General features: G+C 52.6%; 11 protein-coding genes and 1 tRNA gene. 6 read left to right on the forward strand and 6 right to left on the reverse strand.

Features of this window, described 5'->3' with window-relative positions; translation table 11 throughout:
* Positions 1-75: 75 nt before the first annotated feature.
* Together PJE062_RS01345 and PJE062_RS01350 are read right to left on the reverse strand one after the other, a co-directional pair.
* Positions 76-1245, reverse strand: a complete 1170-nt coding sequence (locus tag PJE062_RS01345) for an alkane 1-monooxygenase (protein ID WP_008546889.1) — start codon at positions 1243-1245, stop codon at positions 76-78.
* Between the two features lie 95 nt (positions 1246-1340).
* Positions 1341-2186, reverse strand: a complete 846-nt coding sequence (locus tag PJE062_RS01350; RefSeq protein WP_008546600.1) for a hypothetical protein — start codon at positions 2184-2186, stop codon at positions 1341-1343.
* A 54-nt stretch (positions 2187-2240) separates the two neighbouring features.
* On the opposite strand from PJE062_RS01350, the gene PJE062_RS01355 reads away from it, so the two are divergent.
* Positions 2241-3350 carry a phytanoyl-CoA dioxygenase family protein gene (locus PJE062_RS01355; protein WP_208982094.1) on the forward strand — a complete coding sequence of 370 codons (1110 nt, stop codon included), beginning with the start codon at positions 2241-2243 and terminating at the stop codon, positions 3348-3350.
* 68 nt (positions 3351-3418) lie between these two features.
* Here PJE062_RS01355 and PJE062_RS01360 read toward each other — a convergent pair.
* Positions 3419-3492 (reverse strand) — tRNA-Cys (locus tag PJE062_RS01360).
* A gap of 301 nt (positions 3493-3793) precedes the next feature.
* On the opposite strand from PJE062_RS01360, the gene PJE062_RS01365 reads away from it, so the two are divergent.
* From PJE062_RS01365 to PJE062_RS01380, 4 genes are all read left to right on the forward strand, one after another.
* Positions 3794-4453, forward strand: a complete 660-nt coding sequence (locus PJE062_RS01365; RefSeq protein WP_008546544.1) for a protein-L-isoaspartate O-methyltransferase — start codon at positions 3794-3796, stop codon at positions 4451-4453.
* A 460-nt stretch (positions 4454-4913) separates the two neighbouring features.
* On the forward strand, positions 4914-6281 hold the full coding sequence (locus tag PJE062_RS01370; protein WP_008546765.1) for a TolC family outer membrane protein: 1368 nt from the start codon (positions 4914-4916) through the stop codon (positions 6279-6281).
* Positions 6282-6503: 222 nt separating this feature from the next.
* Positions 6504-7157 carry a PopZ family protein gene (locus PJE062_RS27005; protein WP_008546476.1) on the forward strand — a complete coding sequence of 218 codons (654 nt, stop codon included), beginning with the start codon at positions 6504-6506 and terminating at the stop codon, positions 7155-7157.
* 207 nt (positions 7158-7364) lie between these two features.
* Positions 7365-10202 (forward strand): valine--tRNA ligase, encoded by a 2838-nt coding sequence (locus PJE062_RS01380; protein WP_008547120.1) that lies wholly within the window; start codon positions 7365-7367, stop codon positions 10200-10202.
* A 57-nt stretch (positions 10203-10259) separates the two neighbouring features.
* Here PJE062_RS01380 and PJE062_RS01385 read toward each other — a convergent pair whose 3' ends face one another.
* Positions 10260-12236: a mechanosensitive ion channel family protein gene (locus tag PJE062_RS01385; RefSeq protein ID WP_008546200.1), complete on the reverse strand. Its 1977-nt coding sequence runs from the start codon at positions 12234-12236 to the stop codon at positions 10260-10262.
* A 391-nt stretch (positions 12237-12627) separates the two neighbouring features.
* On the opposite strand from PJE062_RS01385, the gene PJE062_RS01390 reads away from it, so the two are divergent.
* Positions 12628-13173: a DUF2155 domain-containing protein gene (locus tag PJE062_RS01390; RefSeq protein ID WP_008546745.1), complete on the forward strand. Its 546-nt coding sequence runs from the start codon at positions 12628-12630 to the stop codon at positions 13171-13173.
* Positions 13174-13188: 15 nt separating this feature from the next.
* Here PJE062_RS01390 and aat read toward each other — a convergent pair whose 3' ends face one another.
* Both aat and accC read right to left on the reverse strand, forming a co-directional pair.
* A complete protein-coding gene (aat, locus tag PJE062_RS01395; RefSeq protein WP_008546439.1) occupies positions 13189-13878 on the reverse strand; it encodes a leucyl/phenylalanyl-tRNA--protein transferase in 690 nt (229 codons plus the stop codon).
* 31 nt (positions 13879-13909) lie between these two features.
* A complete protein-coding gene (gene accC / locus PJE062_RS01400; RefSeq protein ID WP_008547084.1) occupies positions 13910-15277 on the reverse strand; it encodes an acetyl-CoA carboxylase biotin carboxylase subunit in 1368 nt (455 codons plus the stop codon).
* Positions 15278-15286 lie beyond the last annotated feature (9 nt).

A 15286-nucleotide genomic window follows, 5' to 3' on the forward strand; every position in this document is an offset into this window, starting at 1 on the left:
CCGCTCAAACTTGCTCATCTGTTTTAGCGGGGTGCCCTTGCGAATGCTATGAATCGCTGCGGAATTCTGCCGGTTTCAACAGGTGTTGGCAGCAGATACTCCCATTGGTTCATAGCCATCAACGCGATTGGTCTTGTTAATGTCGCCGCCAGCCCATTCCAGCACTTTGGGGTCCATGGTTTTGTACCAGAGGGAGGGGATTGCAGCTAAAGCAAAGCAACCGGGATAGCCGCTTGGCAGGCTCGGCAGATCCGGGAAGTTTCGCAGCGTTTGATAAGGGCGCAGCGGATTGGCGTGATGGTCTGAATGGCGTTGCAGATGGAAGGTGCTAAGGTTGGAGAAAATGTGGTTGGTGTTCCATGAGTGGCGCGGCTGGCAGCGCTCATACTTGCCGTTTTCATCCTTCTGACGCAGCAGACCGTAGTGTTCCACATAGTTGGCCTGTGTCAGGCCATACCAGGCCACAACACTCTGAATAACCAACAGAAACAGGACCTTCCAGCCGAATAAGGCTGTGCAGATGGCAAAGACAATCAGGGTGATGGCATAGCCTTGCAGGATATCGTTCTGGAATGAGAATGTGCCAAGATTTTTGCGATTGAGGCGAGCCTTTTCGTTCTGCCAGCCTCTTACAAAAGCACCCGGGATTTCTCGCCGGGCAAAGGCGTAGATGCTTTCTCCCATGCGCGCGCTTGCCGGATCTTCTGGTGTTGCCACATGCACATGATGGCCGCGGTTGTGTTCTATGCAGAAATGGCCGTACCCAACAACGGCCAAAGCCAGTTTGGCCAGCCATTGATCTGTCTTGTTGGTTTTGTGGCCAAGCTCATGAGCCAGCATGATTGTGCCAGAGCCAAACAGGCCTTTGCCAAAGGCGAAGAGGGCAATAAGCCAGAGCGGAAGATCGTAAGTGCCAACAAGCCAGACACCCGCAAACAGGTTGATCCATGCATAAGGCACCAGCCAGCGGACCAGCCGGCTATAATACGGATCTTCCGCCATTTGGGCGAGCACATCATCGGGTGGATTGTAGGGATCTTCGCCGATTAAGGCATCCAGACCCGGGATGACGATGAAGAAGTAAATGAGAGGGATGAAGAGTGTTGCGGTGGCCAGCGTGTAGGCATAGAGCGCGACCGTGATTAGCGTGACGCTGCTGCTGGCATAGGCAATCAGCCAGTAATAGCGCTTTGCGTCCTTATATGTGGTGATGTTGCCTGCTTGATCCCGTGTTTTGAAAACCATCGCTCCCTCCCAGATGCTAGGTTTACCTTAGGGTAAGGTAGCAGCTTTTTGGGTAAAGCGAAACTGTGTTGTTTGGCGAGAGGGATTGGCGCTGATTACGCGACAGGTTCTTCTTCAACTGCTGCCGGTTTGATGATGTCGTCCATCGGTAGGGTCTTGGACCACGTTTTGTAGCGCTTTTCCAGTTCGTCGTAGTTTTCTTCGCAGCCCACGCGGAAATCAGGAAAGTTGGGGCCGCGCAGCCATTCTCCCCGTGCGTTTCCTTTCAGCATCCAGCCATTGCCAGAGGAGAGGAAGAGGGTGGTGTTGAGGCTGAGGGCCTTGAACAGCTTGCGGGTGGCGACACCATGTTTTTTCAAGATGACATCCAGCTTGATGGCTTTAATCTTCCATGGTGTCAGCTTAATTGGCGCGGGCTTGCCGGCTTCAACAACAGGAACAACCTCCGGCAGTTCCAGCCGTTCAAGGGGATAGAATTCCTTGAAGTTGCCAGCAGGTGACGCGCGATCCGGGTTTGGCAGTTTGGGGCGATACCAGTTGACGGTGCTCGGGCTTTTAGAGGTTTCGCTCTCAATCTCAATGATTTGCAGCTGCAAAATGTTGCAGACAGGCTGGAAATCCAGATTTGAGCCTTTCGGGATCAGGATCGCTCTACAATCTGGGCCGGGTTTATCTGCCTGATAGGCGGTTTCAGCAGACTGTGAAATGACTTTGGCATTGAGGCGCAGTTTGGCTTCTATGCCGACCTGAAAACCGTCTGACTTTCTGACGAGAAGGATATCCCAGTTGCCCCATTCTGGGTAGGCGATCCATTCCTCAGGCAGTTTGCTGATGAAGTGGGCGCACATCTCGTTTTCTGAGGCAAACTCTGCCTTGCGCCGTCTCTTTTTTCGGCGAGCGGGTGCAGAGCGTTTTTTTGATGTGTCAGTTATATCGCTCATAGAAAGCTGCCCCTTAAATCAGCCGTGCTGCAATCGCATGCCATTTGAGTTTAATTGGCAAATGCTTGCGCGGAAACGCAGAGTACCGGGTACTGCACAGGTTCTGTGGTGTTTGAGGTCGTGAAGGGGATGGATGTGCTGCGAATTCTGAAAGGTCCGATCTGGGCTGTTGATGCATTGATGGGGCAGAAGTCCTTTAAAAAGAACCCGATTATCGGCAGCCGCTGGCTGAACGAGCGCGGGTTTTATCTCAAACGCGTTGCCTGGGCGGAGCGGATGGCAGCGCTGCGCAGGAGGCAGATGGCGCATTTCCTGACTGATGAAGACCGGGCGTTCTTCCATCGCAATGGCTATCTGGTGAAAGAGAGCTTCCTGCCTTCTGAAGTTTTGAAGCGGGTTCAGGACGAGATTGCCACCCGCGAGTTTGCTGCAAGCGAAATGCGGCAGGGAAAAACGGTGACGCGATTTATCGGGTTGCCGCCCTCCGTTTTGAAGGAACTGCCGGGCTTGCAGCAGGTGGTTCATGACCCGTTCCTGCAAAAGGCGATGCGTTATGTGGCCTCTTATAATGCGGATCCAATCCTGTTTTTGCATGCGGTTTTGTGGGATCTGGACAAGACACAGAAAGACCCGCAGACGGATTTTCACATTGATACCTTCCACGCCACCTCCAAATGCTGGCTGTTTTTAAAGGATGTAGAGGCAGAAGATGGGCCGTTTCATTACGTGCCGGGCTCTCATCGCTATACGCCTGAACGACGGGAATGGGAGTTCGATCAAAGCCTTGATGCAGTTCATCATAGCGATGGCATGCATGCAGCGGGCTCATTCCGGGCAAGTGAAAGGACAATTCGCAAATTGGGATATGGCGAGCCCGTGAGTTTTGCGGTGCCAGCTAACACGCTGGTGATTGCGGATACGCACGGCTTCCACCGCCGGGGTATTGCAACACGCCCGGGTGTTCGTCTCGGTCTTTTCGGAGATCTGCGCCGCTCACCGTACTTTCCATGGTCAGGGCTGGACGCACGCTCACTGCCAGGCATCAAGGGTAGGCAGTCAGAGATTTATACGGCCTATCTGAACTTCAGGAGCAAACTGACAGGTAAATCCAGCCACCATCGGGAGGTCGGACACGTAAAGATCGACGCGCCGCCGGTGTTGTGAGAAGGCGAGCGACATTGTTCGCGCAGAGCGCGCTGATTAGCCAAACTATCGATGTCAGGAAGAAAAAATGGAGGCCTCTGCCGGAATCGAACCGGCGTACACGGATTTGCAATCCGCTGCGTCACCACTCCGCCAAGAGGCCCCGTGTGGTGTGAGAGGGCTTTTCTGATATTTGGGGCGGATAGTCAAGCGGGCAATTTCAATTCTGGTATCACTCTTGTGTAAAACACCGAAATCTATGGGGTTTACCTGAGCGCGTGAATTTCTGAGTTGCACATGACCTTTGTCAAATTTCTTCGAAAAAGCTCATATTTGCATTGCAAAATTGAAAAATGGAAAAACAACAGAGGGTACTGTTTATTTTTACGGATGTGGCAGCTTGTGTTTGTGAAGCATGAGCGATATTTCTCAGCCAAAGAATCTTGCGAGACAGTGAGGACAGGATGGTCAACTTCGCGGAACAAAGAACACTGATGGTCGATAATCAGCTGCGGACCAATGATATTACAGACCTGCGCATTATTGGTGCGATGGGTAAGGTGCCTCGCGAAAAGTTCGTTCCGGAAAACCAGCAGGAGTTGGCTTACATCGATGAAGATGTGTCCGTAGATGAAAACGGTGAGCGCAAAATGCTCAAGCCGCACATCTTTGGCCGTCTTGTTCAGCTGGCTGACATTACAGACAAAGACGTTGTTCTGGTTGTTGGTGCTGCCTCCGGTTACGGTGTGGCAGTTGTTTCTTACCTTGCTGAATCCGTTGTTGGTCTTGAGGTTGATGTGGCGCTTTCTGAAGCTGCCTCTGCGAATCTTGAGCAGCTGGGTATTGAAAACGCAGCGGTGATTGATGGCGATCTGGCGAAGGGCTATGCGGCTGACGCGCCTTACGATGTTATTCTGGTCAACGGTTCTGTTGAGCAGCTGCCTGAAGCTTTGACTGCGCAGATGAAAGACGAAGGTCGTCTGGTTGTGGTTGAGGGTGAAAGCAATGCAGGTGTTGCGAAGCTTTACACCAAGTCCGGCGGTAATGTGAGTTCACGCTTTGCATTTAACGCGCATGCAAGTGCGCTGCCAGGCTTTGAGAAGCCGGAAGTCTTTGAATTTTAATTGAGTTCACGCTCAGCGAGCTGAAATGAGGCGAGGGGAAACCTTCGCCTTTTTTGTTTTTCTGTGAAAAGTTGAAATGAGTTTACCTTTTCGTGACGTGAATTACAGTTTTCTGGTCACGCAGGTTTAAAGCACTCCCAACTCCGGTGGGGTAAAATAGGAACTGCGGGCTGCTGCTGCCATTTGCTTTGATGATGTAGAGATATCCACGTCTCAATCATTGGGCGAAAAAACGGTAGTAAAATCTTAATGGTTCTATTAGTGTGCCTCCGGGGAATGATATTCTGCATTCGGGCTAGTTAGATTTCTGGATAAGATGTTGCTGGTTCGTCGCAGTATTTATTTTTTTTCCAAAATCGGTTTGATCGCCGGTTTCGGAAAACGCCGAATAAGTTATACCTTTCGGCGAACGTGTTGGGTTTGCGGTTCGTAAGATTGACCCTTGTTTGAGGCATTAAAAGTGGTTTCTCGAAAAACGTTAGCGGGTGCAGTTGCAGTAGTCGGCTTGCTTGTAAGTGCTCAAGGCGCGAATGCTCTCTCTATTAAAGAGGCATTGGCTGCCACCTATCAGAATAACCCGACATTGAACGCAGCACGCGCGCAACTTCGTGCGACAGATGAAGGCGTGCCGCAGGCATTGGCTGGTTGGCGTCCGACCATCACTGCAACTGGTGAATATGGTTACCAATGGCGAGAAGCTCAGGGGAATTACCAAAACTTCAATCAGTACTCTTTGTCTGTGACGGCTACTCAGCCGCTCTTTCGTGGTTTTAGAACAGTAAACTCCACACGTCAGGCTGAGGCTATTGTTCGTGCACAGCGCGAAGATCTTCGTTTTGCCGAGCAAACGGCTCTGTTTCAAGCTGCGACAGCCTATATGGATGTCATTCGCGATACGGCTCTTGTTTCTTTGCGTCGGAGCGACTTGAAATTCCAGGAAGAGCAGGTTCGTGCCTCCAAAGACCGCTTTAATGTGGGTGAAGGTACACGTACTGATGTTTCTCAGGCTGAATCCGGTCGTGCTCGTGCGCAGTCTGCGCTGAATACCTCTCTGGCAAACCTGAATACAAGCCGTGCTATTTTCCGTCAGGTGATCGGCATTGATCCGAAAAACCTGAGTGCGCGCACCAATATCACCAGCTTGCTGCCGAAAACTGTTTCTTCAGCGATCTCCATTGGTCAGGAAGAGCATCCTTCCATTCAGTCTTCTCAGTTCATGGTTGATGCAGCGCAGTTTGCAGTTAAGACAGCACAAGGTGTTTTGCTACCAACTGCAAATTTGCAGGGATCGCTTAGTTTTAGTGATACCAATCAAACAGCTAACTTGGGTAAGCCTACTCGAACAGCTTCGATTTTTGGTCGTGTAAATATCCCGATCTACCAGAATGGTAGTGAGTATTCTGTTGTTCGTCAGGCAAAAGAAGATCTGGGTCGTACTGAGATCCTCGTTGATGTTTCCCGTGATAACATTCGCGCGCAGGCGATTTCTTCTTGGGGGCAGCTGAATGCGTCTATCGCATCTATTACAGCGGCTGAAGCGCAGGTTGCTGCGGCTCGTCTGGCTCTGGAAGGTGTGATTGAAGAGCAGCGCGTTGGTCAGCGTACTACGCTTGACGTTCTGGACACACAGAGTGATCTGGTTGATGCGCGCGTTACTCTCGTGACTGCACAGCGTGATCGTGTGGTGGCTGCTTATTCTGTGCTGTCCGCGGTTGGTCGTCTGGATTACGACAGTCTTGGTTTGACTGGTGCGCGTTATGATCCAACCGAACACTACCGTCTGGTACGTGATAAGTGGATTGGTCTGCGGACCCCGGATGGACGTTAAGTTCCTCTGATAAAATGAAATTTTGAAGAAGGGAGCCGGTTGCGCTCCCTTTTTTGTTGCCCGGATTTGCAAGGGTACCAGTTTTCCTTGTGGGAATTGGCGTTTTGCCCGTTCTGTGGCTGTCAGGTGGGGCGGCTTTTCTCTTATATTTGAGTAAGTATTTATTAATGAACTGAGTCGGAAAGCCGGCGGATTAGACGCGTTTAGAAGTGGAGTACATACATGGGAGCTGTTTCTCAAGGTAACGAGCCTTCCATGGAGGATATCCTGAGCTCGATCCGCAAGATTATTTCGGATGACGAAGCGAGTGGCGCAGAGCAAATGACAGATGCTGCATTAAGTGAAGCGGACGCGGGTCGTGAACTATCACAAGACGATCTGGATAAACTCTTTGACGATGCGCCAGCGGAAATGGAGCCAGCTCCGGCGCCTGAGCCTGAAGAGGTGAAGGCGGAAGAACCTGAGGTTCTGGAGCTGACACAAAAAGAGAAGATCGAAGAGGAAACCTCCTCCTTGAAGATGGTTGAGGGCCTTGCAGATGAAGACAAGGACGACGGTGGCGACATCGCGTTTCTTGATCAGCCGGGACCGGAAGCCTTTGGATTGAGCAGCGCGGAACAGGATGACATTCTTGAACCTGCGGCGGCGACTGCAAAAGATCCTGCTGAAACTCTGATTTCAACGGCAACGGACCAGGTTGTGTCCAATGCCTTTAACGGTCTTGCCAACACGGTGCTGTCCAAGAACGCCCGTACGCTGGAGGACCTTGTTGCTGAGATGCTGCGCCCGATGCTGAAAAGCTGGCTCGACCAACATCTGCCAAGTGTGGTGGAACGGCTCGTGCGCCAAGAGATCGATCGCATCTCACGGAAATAACTTACCGGGGAGAGGGGCACTCAGTTCCCCTCACATCTCCCGGCCTTCATCACTCCCTCTGTGAAAACCTTGTCAAAACCCGTTTGTGGTGTGGGCTGTTTGGGTATTTGTCGCTCAAATATGCTCTGTTACTGCATGAAAGGTTGACTTAGGCGAGTGCATCCGATTTACACCAGACAAACTCCATAAGTGGAAGAGCTTTTAGGTATGCTGGATAAAACATATGAGGCGGCCTCTGTTGAGCCGCGGATTTACGAAGCCTGGGAACAGGCTGACGCCTTTAAGGCAGGTGCGGGCGCAGAAGATGGAGCTGCGACCTACTCAATCGTGATTCCGCCGCCAAACGTGACAGGCTCTCTGCATATGGGCCACGCACTCAACAACACCCTGCAGGACATTATGGTTCGCTACCAGCGTATGCGTGGTCGCGACGTTCTGTGGCAGCCGGGTATGGACCACGCAGGCATCGCAACGCAGATGGTCGTTGAGCGCCAGATGGCTGCTGACGGTGGTAACATCTCGCGCCGTGATCTTGGCCGTGAAGCGTTTGTTGAGCGCGTCTGGAAATGGAAAGGTGAGTCCGGCGGGATGATCTTCAACCAGCTCAAGCGCCTTGGTGCGTCTTGTGACTGGTCCCGTGAGCGTTTCACCATGGATGAGGGTCTTTCCAAGGCCGTTCTGGAAGTCTTTGTTTCCCTTTACAAAGAAAACCTGATTTACAAGGACAAGCGCCTTGTGAACTGGGATCCTAAGCTTCTGACTGCGATTTCCGATCTGGAAGTTGAGCAGAAGGAAATGCAGGGCAACATGTGGCACTTCCGCTATCCGCTGGCGGATGGCGTGACCTACCAGCACCCAGTTGCATTTGACGAAGAAGGCAAGGCAACCGAGTTCGAGACTCGCGATTACATCGTGATTGCGACCACTCGTCCGGAAACCATGCTGGGTGATACGGCTGTTATCGTTCATCCGGATGATGAGCGCTTTAAAGAGCTGCAGGGCAAAGACATCATTCTGCCGCTGGTTGGCCGCCGTATTCCAATCATTGCTGACGACTATGTTGATCTTGAAACCGGTACAGGCGCGATGAAGGTTACGCCTGCGCACGATTTCAATGACTTTGACATTGGTAAGCGTCACGATCTGGCACAGATCTCCATTATGGACCGTGAAGCCAACATTGTTCTGCGCGAAGCAGAAGGCTTTATGGACGGTCTGGAGATGACCGACGAGCTGACCAAGACCCTTGAGACGCTTGAAGGCGTTGAGCGTTTTGCAGCCCGTAAGCTGATTGTTTCCATGCTGGATGAAAAAGGCCTGCTGGATGAGGTTGTTGACCACCTGAACATGGTTCCACACGGTGACCGTGGTGGTGTGCCGATTGAGCCTATGCTGACCGATCAGTGGTATGTTGATGCCAAGACCATGGCACAGCCTGCTATTGCTTCTGTTCGTGAAGGCCGCACCAAGTTTGTTCCTGCAAACTGGGATAAGACCTATTACGAGTGGATGGAAAACATCCAGCCGTGGTGTATTTCCCGACAGCTGTGGTGGGGACACCGTATCCCTGCGTGGTATGGCCCGGACGGCAAGTTCTTCGTTGAGAAAAGCGAAGAAGAAGCTCTGGCTGCTGCGGCAGAATTTTACGGTAAGCCTGTTAAGCTGATGGAACAGAACGATGCTCTGGCTGCACATGATGCAGGCGAAGCTGATTTTGTTGCCATGTACCGCGATGAAGACGTTCTGGACACCTGGTTCTCTTCTGCTCTGTGGCCGTTCTCCACCATGGGCTGGCCTGACAAAACTGCTGAGCTTGCACGTTACTACCCGACGTCCGTTCTGGTAACTGGCTTTGACATCATCTTCTTCTGGGTTGCCCGGATGATGATGATGGGCAACCATTACATGAAGACCGAGCCATTCGACACGGTTTACATCCACGCCCTCGTTCGTGACGAGAAGGGCGCTAAGATGTCCAAGTCCAAGGGCAACGTGATTGATCCGCTGGCGCTGATTGAAGAGTACGGTGCGGATGCACTGCGCTTCACTCTGTCTGCCATGGCTGCTCAGGGTCGCGACATCAAACTGGCGACCTCCCGTGTTGCTGGTTACCGTAACTTTGCGACCAAGCTTTGGAACGTGTGCCGCTTTGCGGAAATGAACGAGTGTCATGCTGTCGAAGGTTTTGATCCGGCTCTGGTCAAGCAGACTGTGAACCGTTGGATCGTGACTGAAACCAGCCGCGCTATCCGCGAAGTTTCCGAGGCGATCGACACGTACCGCTTCAACGATGCAGCAGGTGGTGCTTACCGTTTCGTCTGGAACACCTTCTGTGACTGGTACGTTGAGCTGACCAAGCCGATCTTCTACAGCGATGATGAAGAGGCGAAGGAAGAAGTTCGTGCGACCACTGCTTGGGTTCGCGATGAAATTCTGAAGCTTCTGCATCCATTCATGCCGTTCATCACTGAAGAGCTGTGGCAGCGTACTGCTGAAACTGCAGGCTCCAAGCGTGATGAGATGCTGGTTCTGTCTTCTTGGCCAACTCCGATTGGTGAAGATGAGGAAGCTGCTGCTGAGATCAACTGGCTGATCGACATGATCGTTCAGATCCGCTCCGTTCGTTCTGAAATGAACGTTCCTGCGGGCGCGAAGGTTCCTGTTGTTCTTTCCGGTGCTTCCGAGCAGACCAAAGAGCGTTTGGCAATCCACGAAGCTGCGATCATCAAGAACGCACGTGCAGAAAGCGTTACCACTGCTGATGAGATCCCGCAGGGTTCTGCTCAGATCGTTGTTGGTGAAGCGACTGTTTGTCTGCCGCTGGCTGGCGTTATCGATCTGGATGCGGAAAAGGCACGCCTTGGCAAGTCTCTGGACAAGATCGTTGGTGAACTCACCAAGATCTCCAAGAAGCTGGAAAACGAGCGCTTCCTTGCAAAAGCTCCTGAAGATGTTGTGGCTGCTGAAAAAGAAAAAGTGGCAGAGCTCGCAGAGCGCAAAGAAAAGATGGAAGCCGCTTTGGAGCGCCTCGCAGCTCTGGGCTAAGGCTCACATCCTTCTTCAAAATTCAAAACGCGGCTCCTCGGGGCCGCGTTTTTTCGTTCAGGCCTTTTTCGCCTTCTTTCGTTCCTTCATTTTCTTTGGCGTTTTTGCCTTGGGCTCTTTCTTTGTCTCAGCCTTGGCTTTGGGTTTTGGTTTTACAGGTGGCACGACGGTTTTTTCGGGCATCTGGAGATTCCCGGTCTCGCCGTAGTTGGTGACGAAGGGGTGGGCGACTTCGATGTTCTCATCTGAAATGAGTTTCAGAGTGCGGATGATGATGCTTTCCTGAATGGCGAGATACTCATCACGGGTCGCGGCCTGAACGCTGTCCTCGATCTGAATGACGATGCCGTTCTCGTCGATGTTCTCCAGTCTCACCTTTGCTGCGTCTGGTTGGGAGAGGGGATGTTTGGCCAGCATGCGTTTGATCTTGGTGATCAGCCTTTCCAGCTGCTCGGCGCTGGTGTCATATTTGAGGGCAAACCTGAGGACCACGCGGAAGTGGTCCTTTGCCGTGAAGTTCATGAAGTTCATCTTGGCGAGATCCGCATTGGGGATGGTGACCAGCGTTCGGTCCGTGGTTCTGATGCGGGTGGAGCGCATGCCGATGGATTCCACGTGTCCGCGTATCTTGTTGAACTCGCAGTAATCTCCAACCCGCACGATGCCATCTGCATAAAGGATCAAGCCGCCCAGCAGGTTCTCTAGCGTGGGCTGGGCTGCAAGGGCGATAGCAAGGCCGCCCACACTGATACCGGCGATGATGCCGTAGAGCGGGATGTTCAGACGTGTTGCACCATAGGTGAGCAGGACAAGGGCGCAGATGATGGCGAAGAACTGGGTTGCTGTGCGAATGATGCTGCGATCAATGGACGGGGCACCCCGGTTTTTCAGGAGGACCAGTTCGCTCAGAAGGCGCAGGCTTTTGTAGATGATCACAGCTGCGCCGATCCAGACCAGAGTTTCGATGGTCAGGTCATAGACCTGCAGAACCGGTCCGCCGATGTTGATCTGATAGTCCGCCAAGTAGCGCAGGAAGATGAGCGAGCCGACAATGACGCTGGAGGTGATGATGCTGAGCACCTGTCGGCGAACAGGCTTCTTGCGATCCGGCAAGCGCCGCATGACGTTGATGAAAGCAAAAAGAATAGCTGCTGCGATGGCTGTGATCAGGATCAGCGCGAACCATTGCCAGACGGCCTGTCCGTAGTAAAGCTCCAACAACCAGGAAGGCTGGCTTTCAATCAGCGAGAACCATGCCGGAGGCAGCAGATGTCCCGGACTGCTGGCAAAGAAGTGGTAGAGGTCCTGCGGGATGGAAGAGCGGGAGGGAAGGTTCTTCACCTCCTCATAGAACTCAGGAATCCGATCTACTGTTTGCGCTGAGAAAACGTATTCTCCCTGCTGCGGTCCCTCTGTCATCTTGGTGATGACGATCTGAGTGAACGGGATTGTCCATGAACTCTCCAGTCCCGCCTGATTGAAGTCATAGGTACCAGCAGCGGTTCCCGGGATGTCAGGGAACGGCGGCAGTGGGATGCGGTCCAGTATCTCTTTGAGCTGGAGAACCAGCTCCAGAGAAGTTTGCTGTCTGGTGGCGCTCGGAAGGCCGGAGAGATCGAAACAACCCCTGGCGCGTTCCAGAAGGATCTCGGCCAGGTGGATCTTGTTTTGCAGGCGCTCATGGTTCTTGCTCATGCCGAGCGTTTCCATGGAGAAGGCTCCCATGCCGGTGTTCTCCTCATAGGCTTCCTGAATGAGGTGGTTGGTTTCCTCCATGATGTCGAGGAAGCTGTCGAGGGTCGCTCTGGGGGAGCTGGTATCAGCAGGGGCGAGGGGGAACATCCCGATGATATCTTTTGCGCGGAACTCCATCAGCGGCATTGCTGGCATGCGCAAGGTTTCAGGCATGCCGTTCTCATCGCCTGGCATCTCCGGCTTCTCGGAGGGCGCTTTCAGGATCTCCTTCTGCTGCTGCTTGATGTACTTTTGGTAGAGGGATTGAGCAGGGGCCTCGCCCGGGAGTGCCAGAAACAAAAGAACGCATAAAAACGCAGAAAAAACGCGTGCAACGCATAAATAACGCAAACCAACGCAAAGTGGGCTCTTCAGGCTCTGTGCCTGTTGTCCTTGTGGTTGATATGTGCGTTGTTGCTGTGGTTGCATCAAGGTCTCGGGTGTTGCCAGCAGTGGGTGCTATGAAACCAGTGACACAAGACCATTTGGGAAATTGGCGCCTTGTTATTTAAGTAAAATTTGCAGGTGAGCCATAAAAATCCACCGTGACATCTGGGCAACGCCTGTGGGTTAGCTGAGATTCCTCAGCGATTGCCGCCTGTTTGCCTCGTTCTGGCCTTTTCCCCGCGCCATTCCAGTGCTAAGCCCTGTACAGCTTGGGCGATTGAATCAATAGCTGCTGGAAAGTTTTATGGGTTTTACAATGCGTAAATATCTTGGGCGTGCTGCATCTTGCGCACTCGCTGCGTTGATTGGTGGGGCAGCTTACTCATTGCCTGCTCAAGCTCAGACACCAATTCATAACCCAGTTGCTGTGTTTAAAGGCCTCGACAAAATCACAGGCCGTATTACCACTTTTGATGTCTACATTGATGAGACCGTTCAGTTTGGCGCGCTGCAGGTGACACCGCGCGTGTGTAACTCTCGCCCTTTGACAGAAGCCTCTCAAACCACTGCGTTTATTGAGGTTGATGAGCTGACACTGGACAGCAAAGTACGCCGTATCTTCAGCGGTTGGATGTTCGCCAGCAACCCGGGCGTTCATGCTGTGGAGCACAGTGTTTATGACATCTGGCTGATCAACTGTAAGAAGACCACATCGGTTCCACCGCCGGAAGGATATGCCGGTCCTGCCGTTGAGCTTGTTTCCGAAGAGGACGAGCTGGCTGGCAAAGACTTTGTTTCTTCAGGCGAAATTCCGGTGCCACGGCCTAAGGTTGTTGCCACCCTGCAATAAAGATGATGCGGCCTCTTACAAGAGGCCGTTTTTGTTTTTGGGGGGAGCAGGACGCATGTCCTCAATGATCTGCAGCAGCAGTTTGCCTGAGGTTTCCTGAGGCAGCGCATTGAAATCTCCATGCACCATCAATGCGTTTTCCAATAGCTTGCCGTATTGCTCTTTTGGAACTTCAGTGGCGCCGAATTGCTCCAGATGCTCTGTCACAAACTGTGCGTCCAGCAGCCTGTAGTTGCCATAGAGAAGGCGTCCATAGAGATGCACCAGCGCAACCTTTGAGGCATCGCGTTCCAGCGAGAACATGCTTTCACCAAAGAAGGCTCCGCCGAGTGATACTCCGTAAAGGCCGCCAACGAGCTCGTCAGAAGTGTTATAAACTTCAACGGTGTGGCAATAGCCCATAGCGAAAAGCTCTGTGTAGAGCTTCCTGATCTCCGCATTAATCCATGTCTCCTTGCGCTCCGCATTGGTGGTTGCGCAGTGGGAGATGACAGCTTTGAAATTGCGGGAGGCGCGGACAATGAACTTGTCTGCGCGAACGGTTCGTGCGAGCCGTTTGGGGATATGAAATGAATCGAGCGGCAAGATGCCTCGCCGCTCGGGATCGATCCAGAAAAGATCAGGAGAATCCGCAGTTTCAGCCATTGGAAAGATGCCACAAGCGTATGCTTTAAGCAGAATTTGTGGGGTAATCTTAAATTCCATGCTGGGCTGCTTTTGACCTCCCTAAATCTCCTCAGTTTTCTTCTGAGTTCTGTTCTGCAATGTGCGCTTCCAGGAACTTCTCCAGCCAATGGATATCATAGGCGCCGTTGGCGATATCCTGGTTGTCCAGAAGCTCTGTGAAGAGCGGAACAGTGGTGTTGATGCCATCAACCACAAACTCGCTGAGCGCACGACGCAGACGCATCATACATTCTACACGAGAGCGGCCATGGACGATCAGCTTACCGATCAGGCTGTCATAGTGCGGAGGAATTTTGTAGCCCTGATAAACGCCGGAATCCACGCGCACGCCCAGACCGCCCGGTGGGTGGTAGTAGGTGATGGTGCCCGGAGACGGAGCAAATGTCAGAGGATGTTCTGCGTTGATACGGCACTCAATTGCGTGACCGGAGAAGCGTACATCTTCCTGATTGATGGAAAGGGTAGAGCCTGCAGCGATGCGGATCTGTTCGATCACGAGATCAATGCCGGTTACCATTTCTGTTACAGGGTGTTCCACCTGCAAACGGGTGTTCATTTCAATGAAGTAGAACTCACCGTTTTCATAGAGGAACTCGATGGTGCCCGCGCCGCGATACTTCAGCTTGCGCATCGCTTCCGCACAGATCTCGCCGATTTCCATCCGCTGCTCTTCGTTCAGAGCTGGGGAAGGACACTCCTCGAATACCTTCTGGTGGCGACGCTGCAAGGAACAGTCGCGCTCACCAAGGTGGATCGCATTGCCCTGACCGTCACCCAGAACCTGCACCTCAATGTGGCGTGGTTTACCGAGGTACTTTTCCATGTACAGCGCATCGTCGCCGAAAGCTGCTTTGGATTCAGAGCGTGCGGTGGAGATTGCAGTGTCCAGATCATCAGCGGTCTGAGCGACCTTCATGCCGCGACCACCGCCGCCTGCAGCTGCTTTTACGAGAACCGGATAGCCGATCTCTTTTGCAATTGCATGGACGTCATCTTCCGGAGTGATACCACCGTCAGAACCTGGCACAACTGGAATACCCAGTTCTTTTGCCGTGGTTTTTGCCTGAATCTTATCGCCCATCACGCGGATGTGCTCAGAGGTAGGGCCGATGAAGGTGATGCCGTGCGCCTCAAGAATTTCCGCAAAGCGTGCATTCTCGGAAAGGAAACCGTAACCGGGATGCACCGCGTCGGCGCCAGTGATTTCACAGGCTGCCAGAATCTGCGGAATGTTGAGGTAGCTGTCGCGGGCTACCGGCGGACCAATACAAACACTTTCGTCAGCAAGGCGCACATGCATTGCGTCTTCGTCGGCAGTGGAGTGGACCGCAACAGTGCGAATGCCCAGCTCTTTACATGCCCGAAGGATGCGGAGTGCGATCTCGCCGCGGTTTGCGATGAGGATCTTGGAGAACATAGAGACTAC

This window comes from Pseudovibrio sp. JE062, from assembly GCF_000156235.1.
Lineage (GTDB): Bacteria > Pseudomonadota > Alphaproteobacteria > Rhizobiales > Stappiaceae > Pseudovibrio.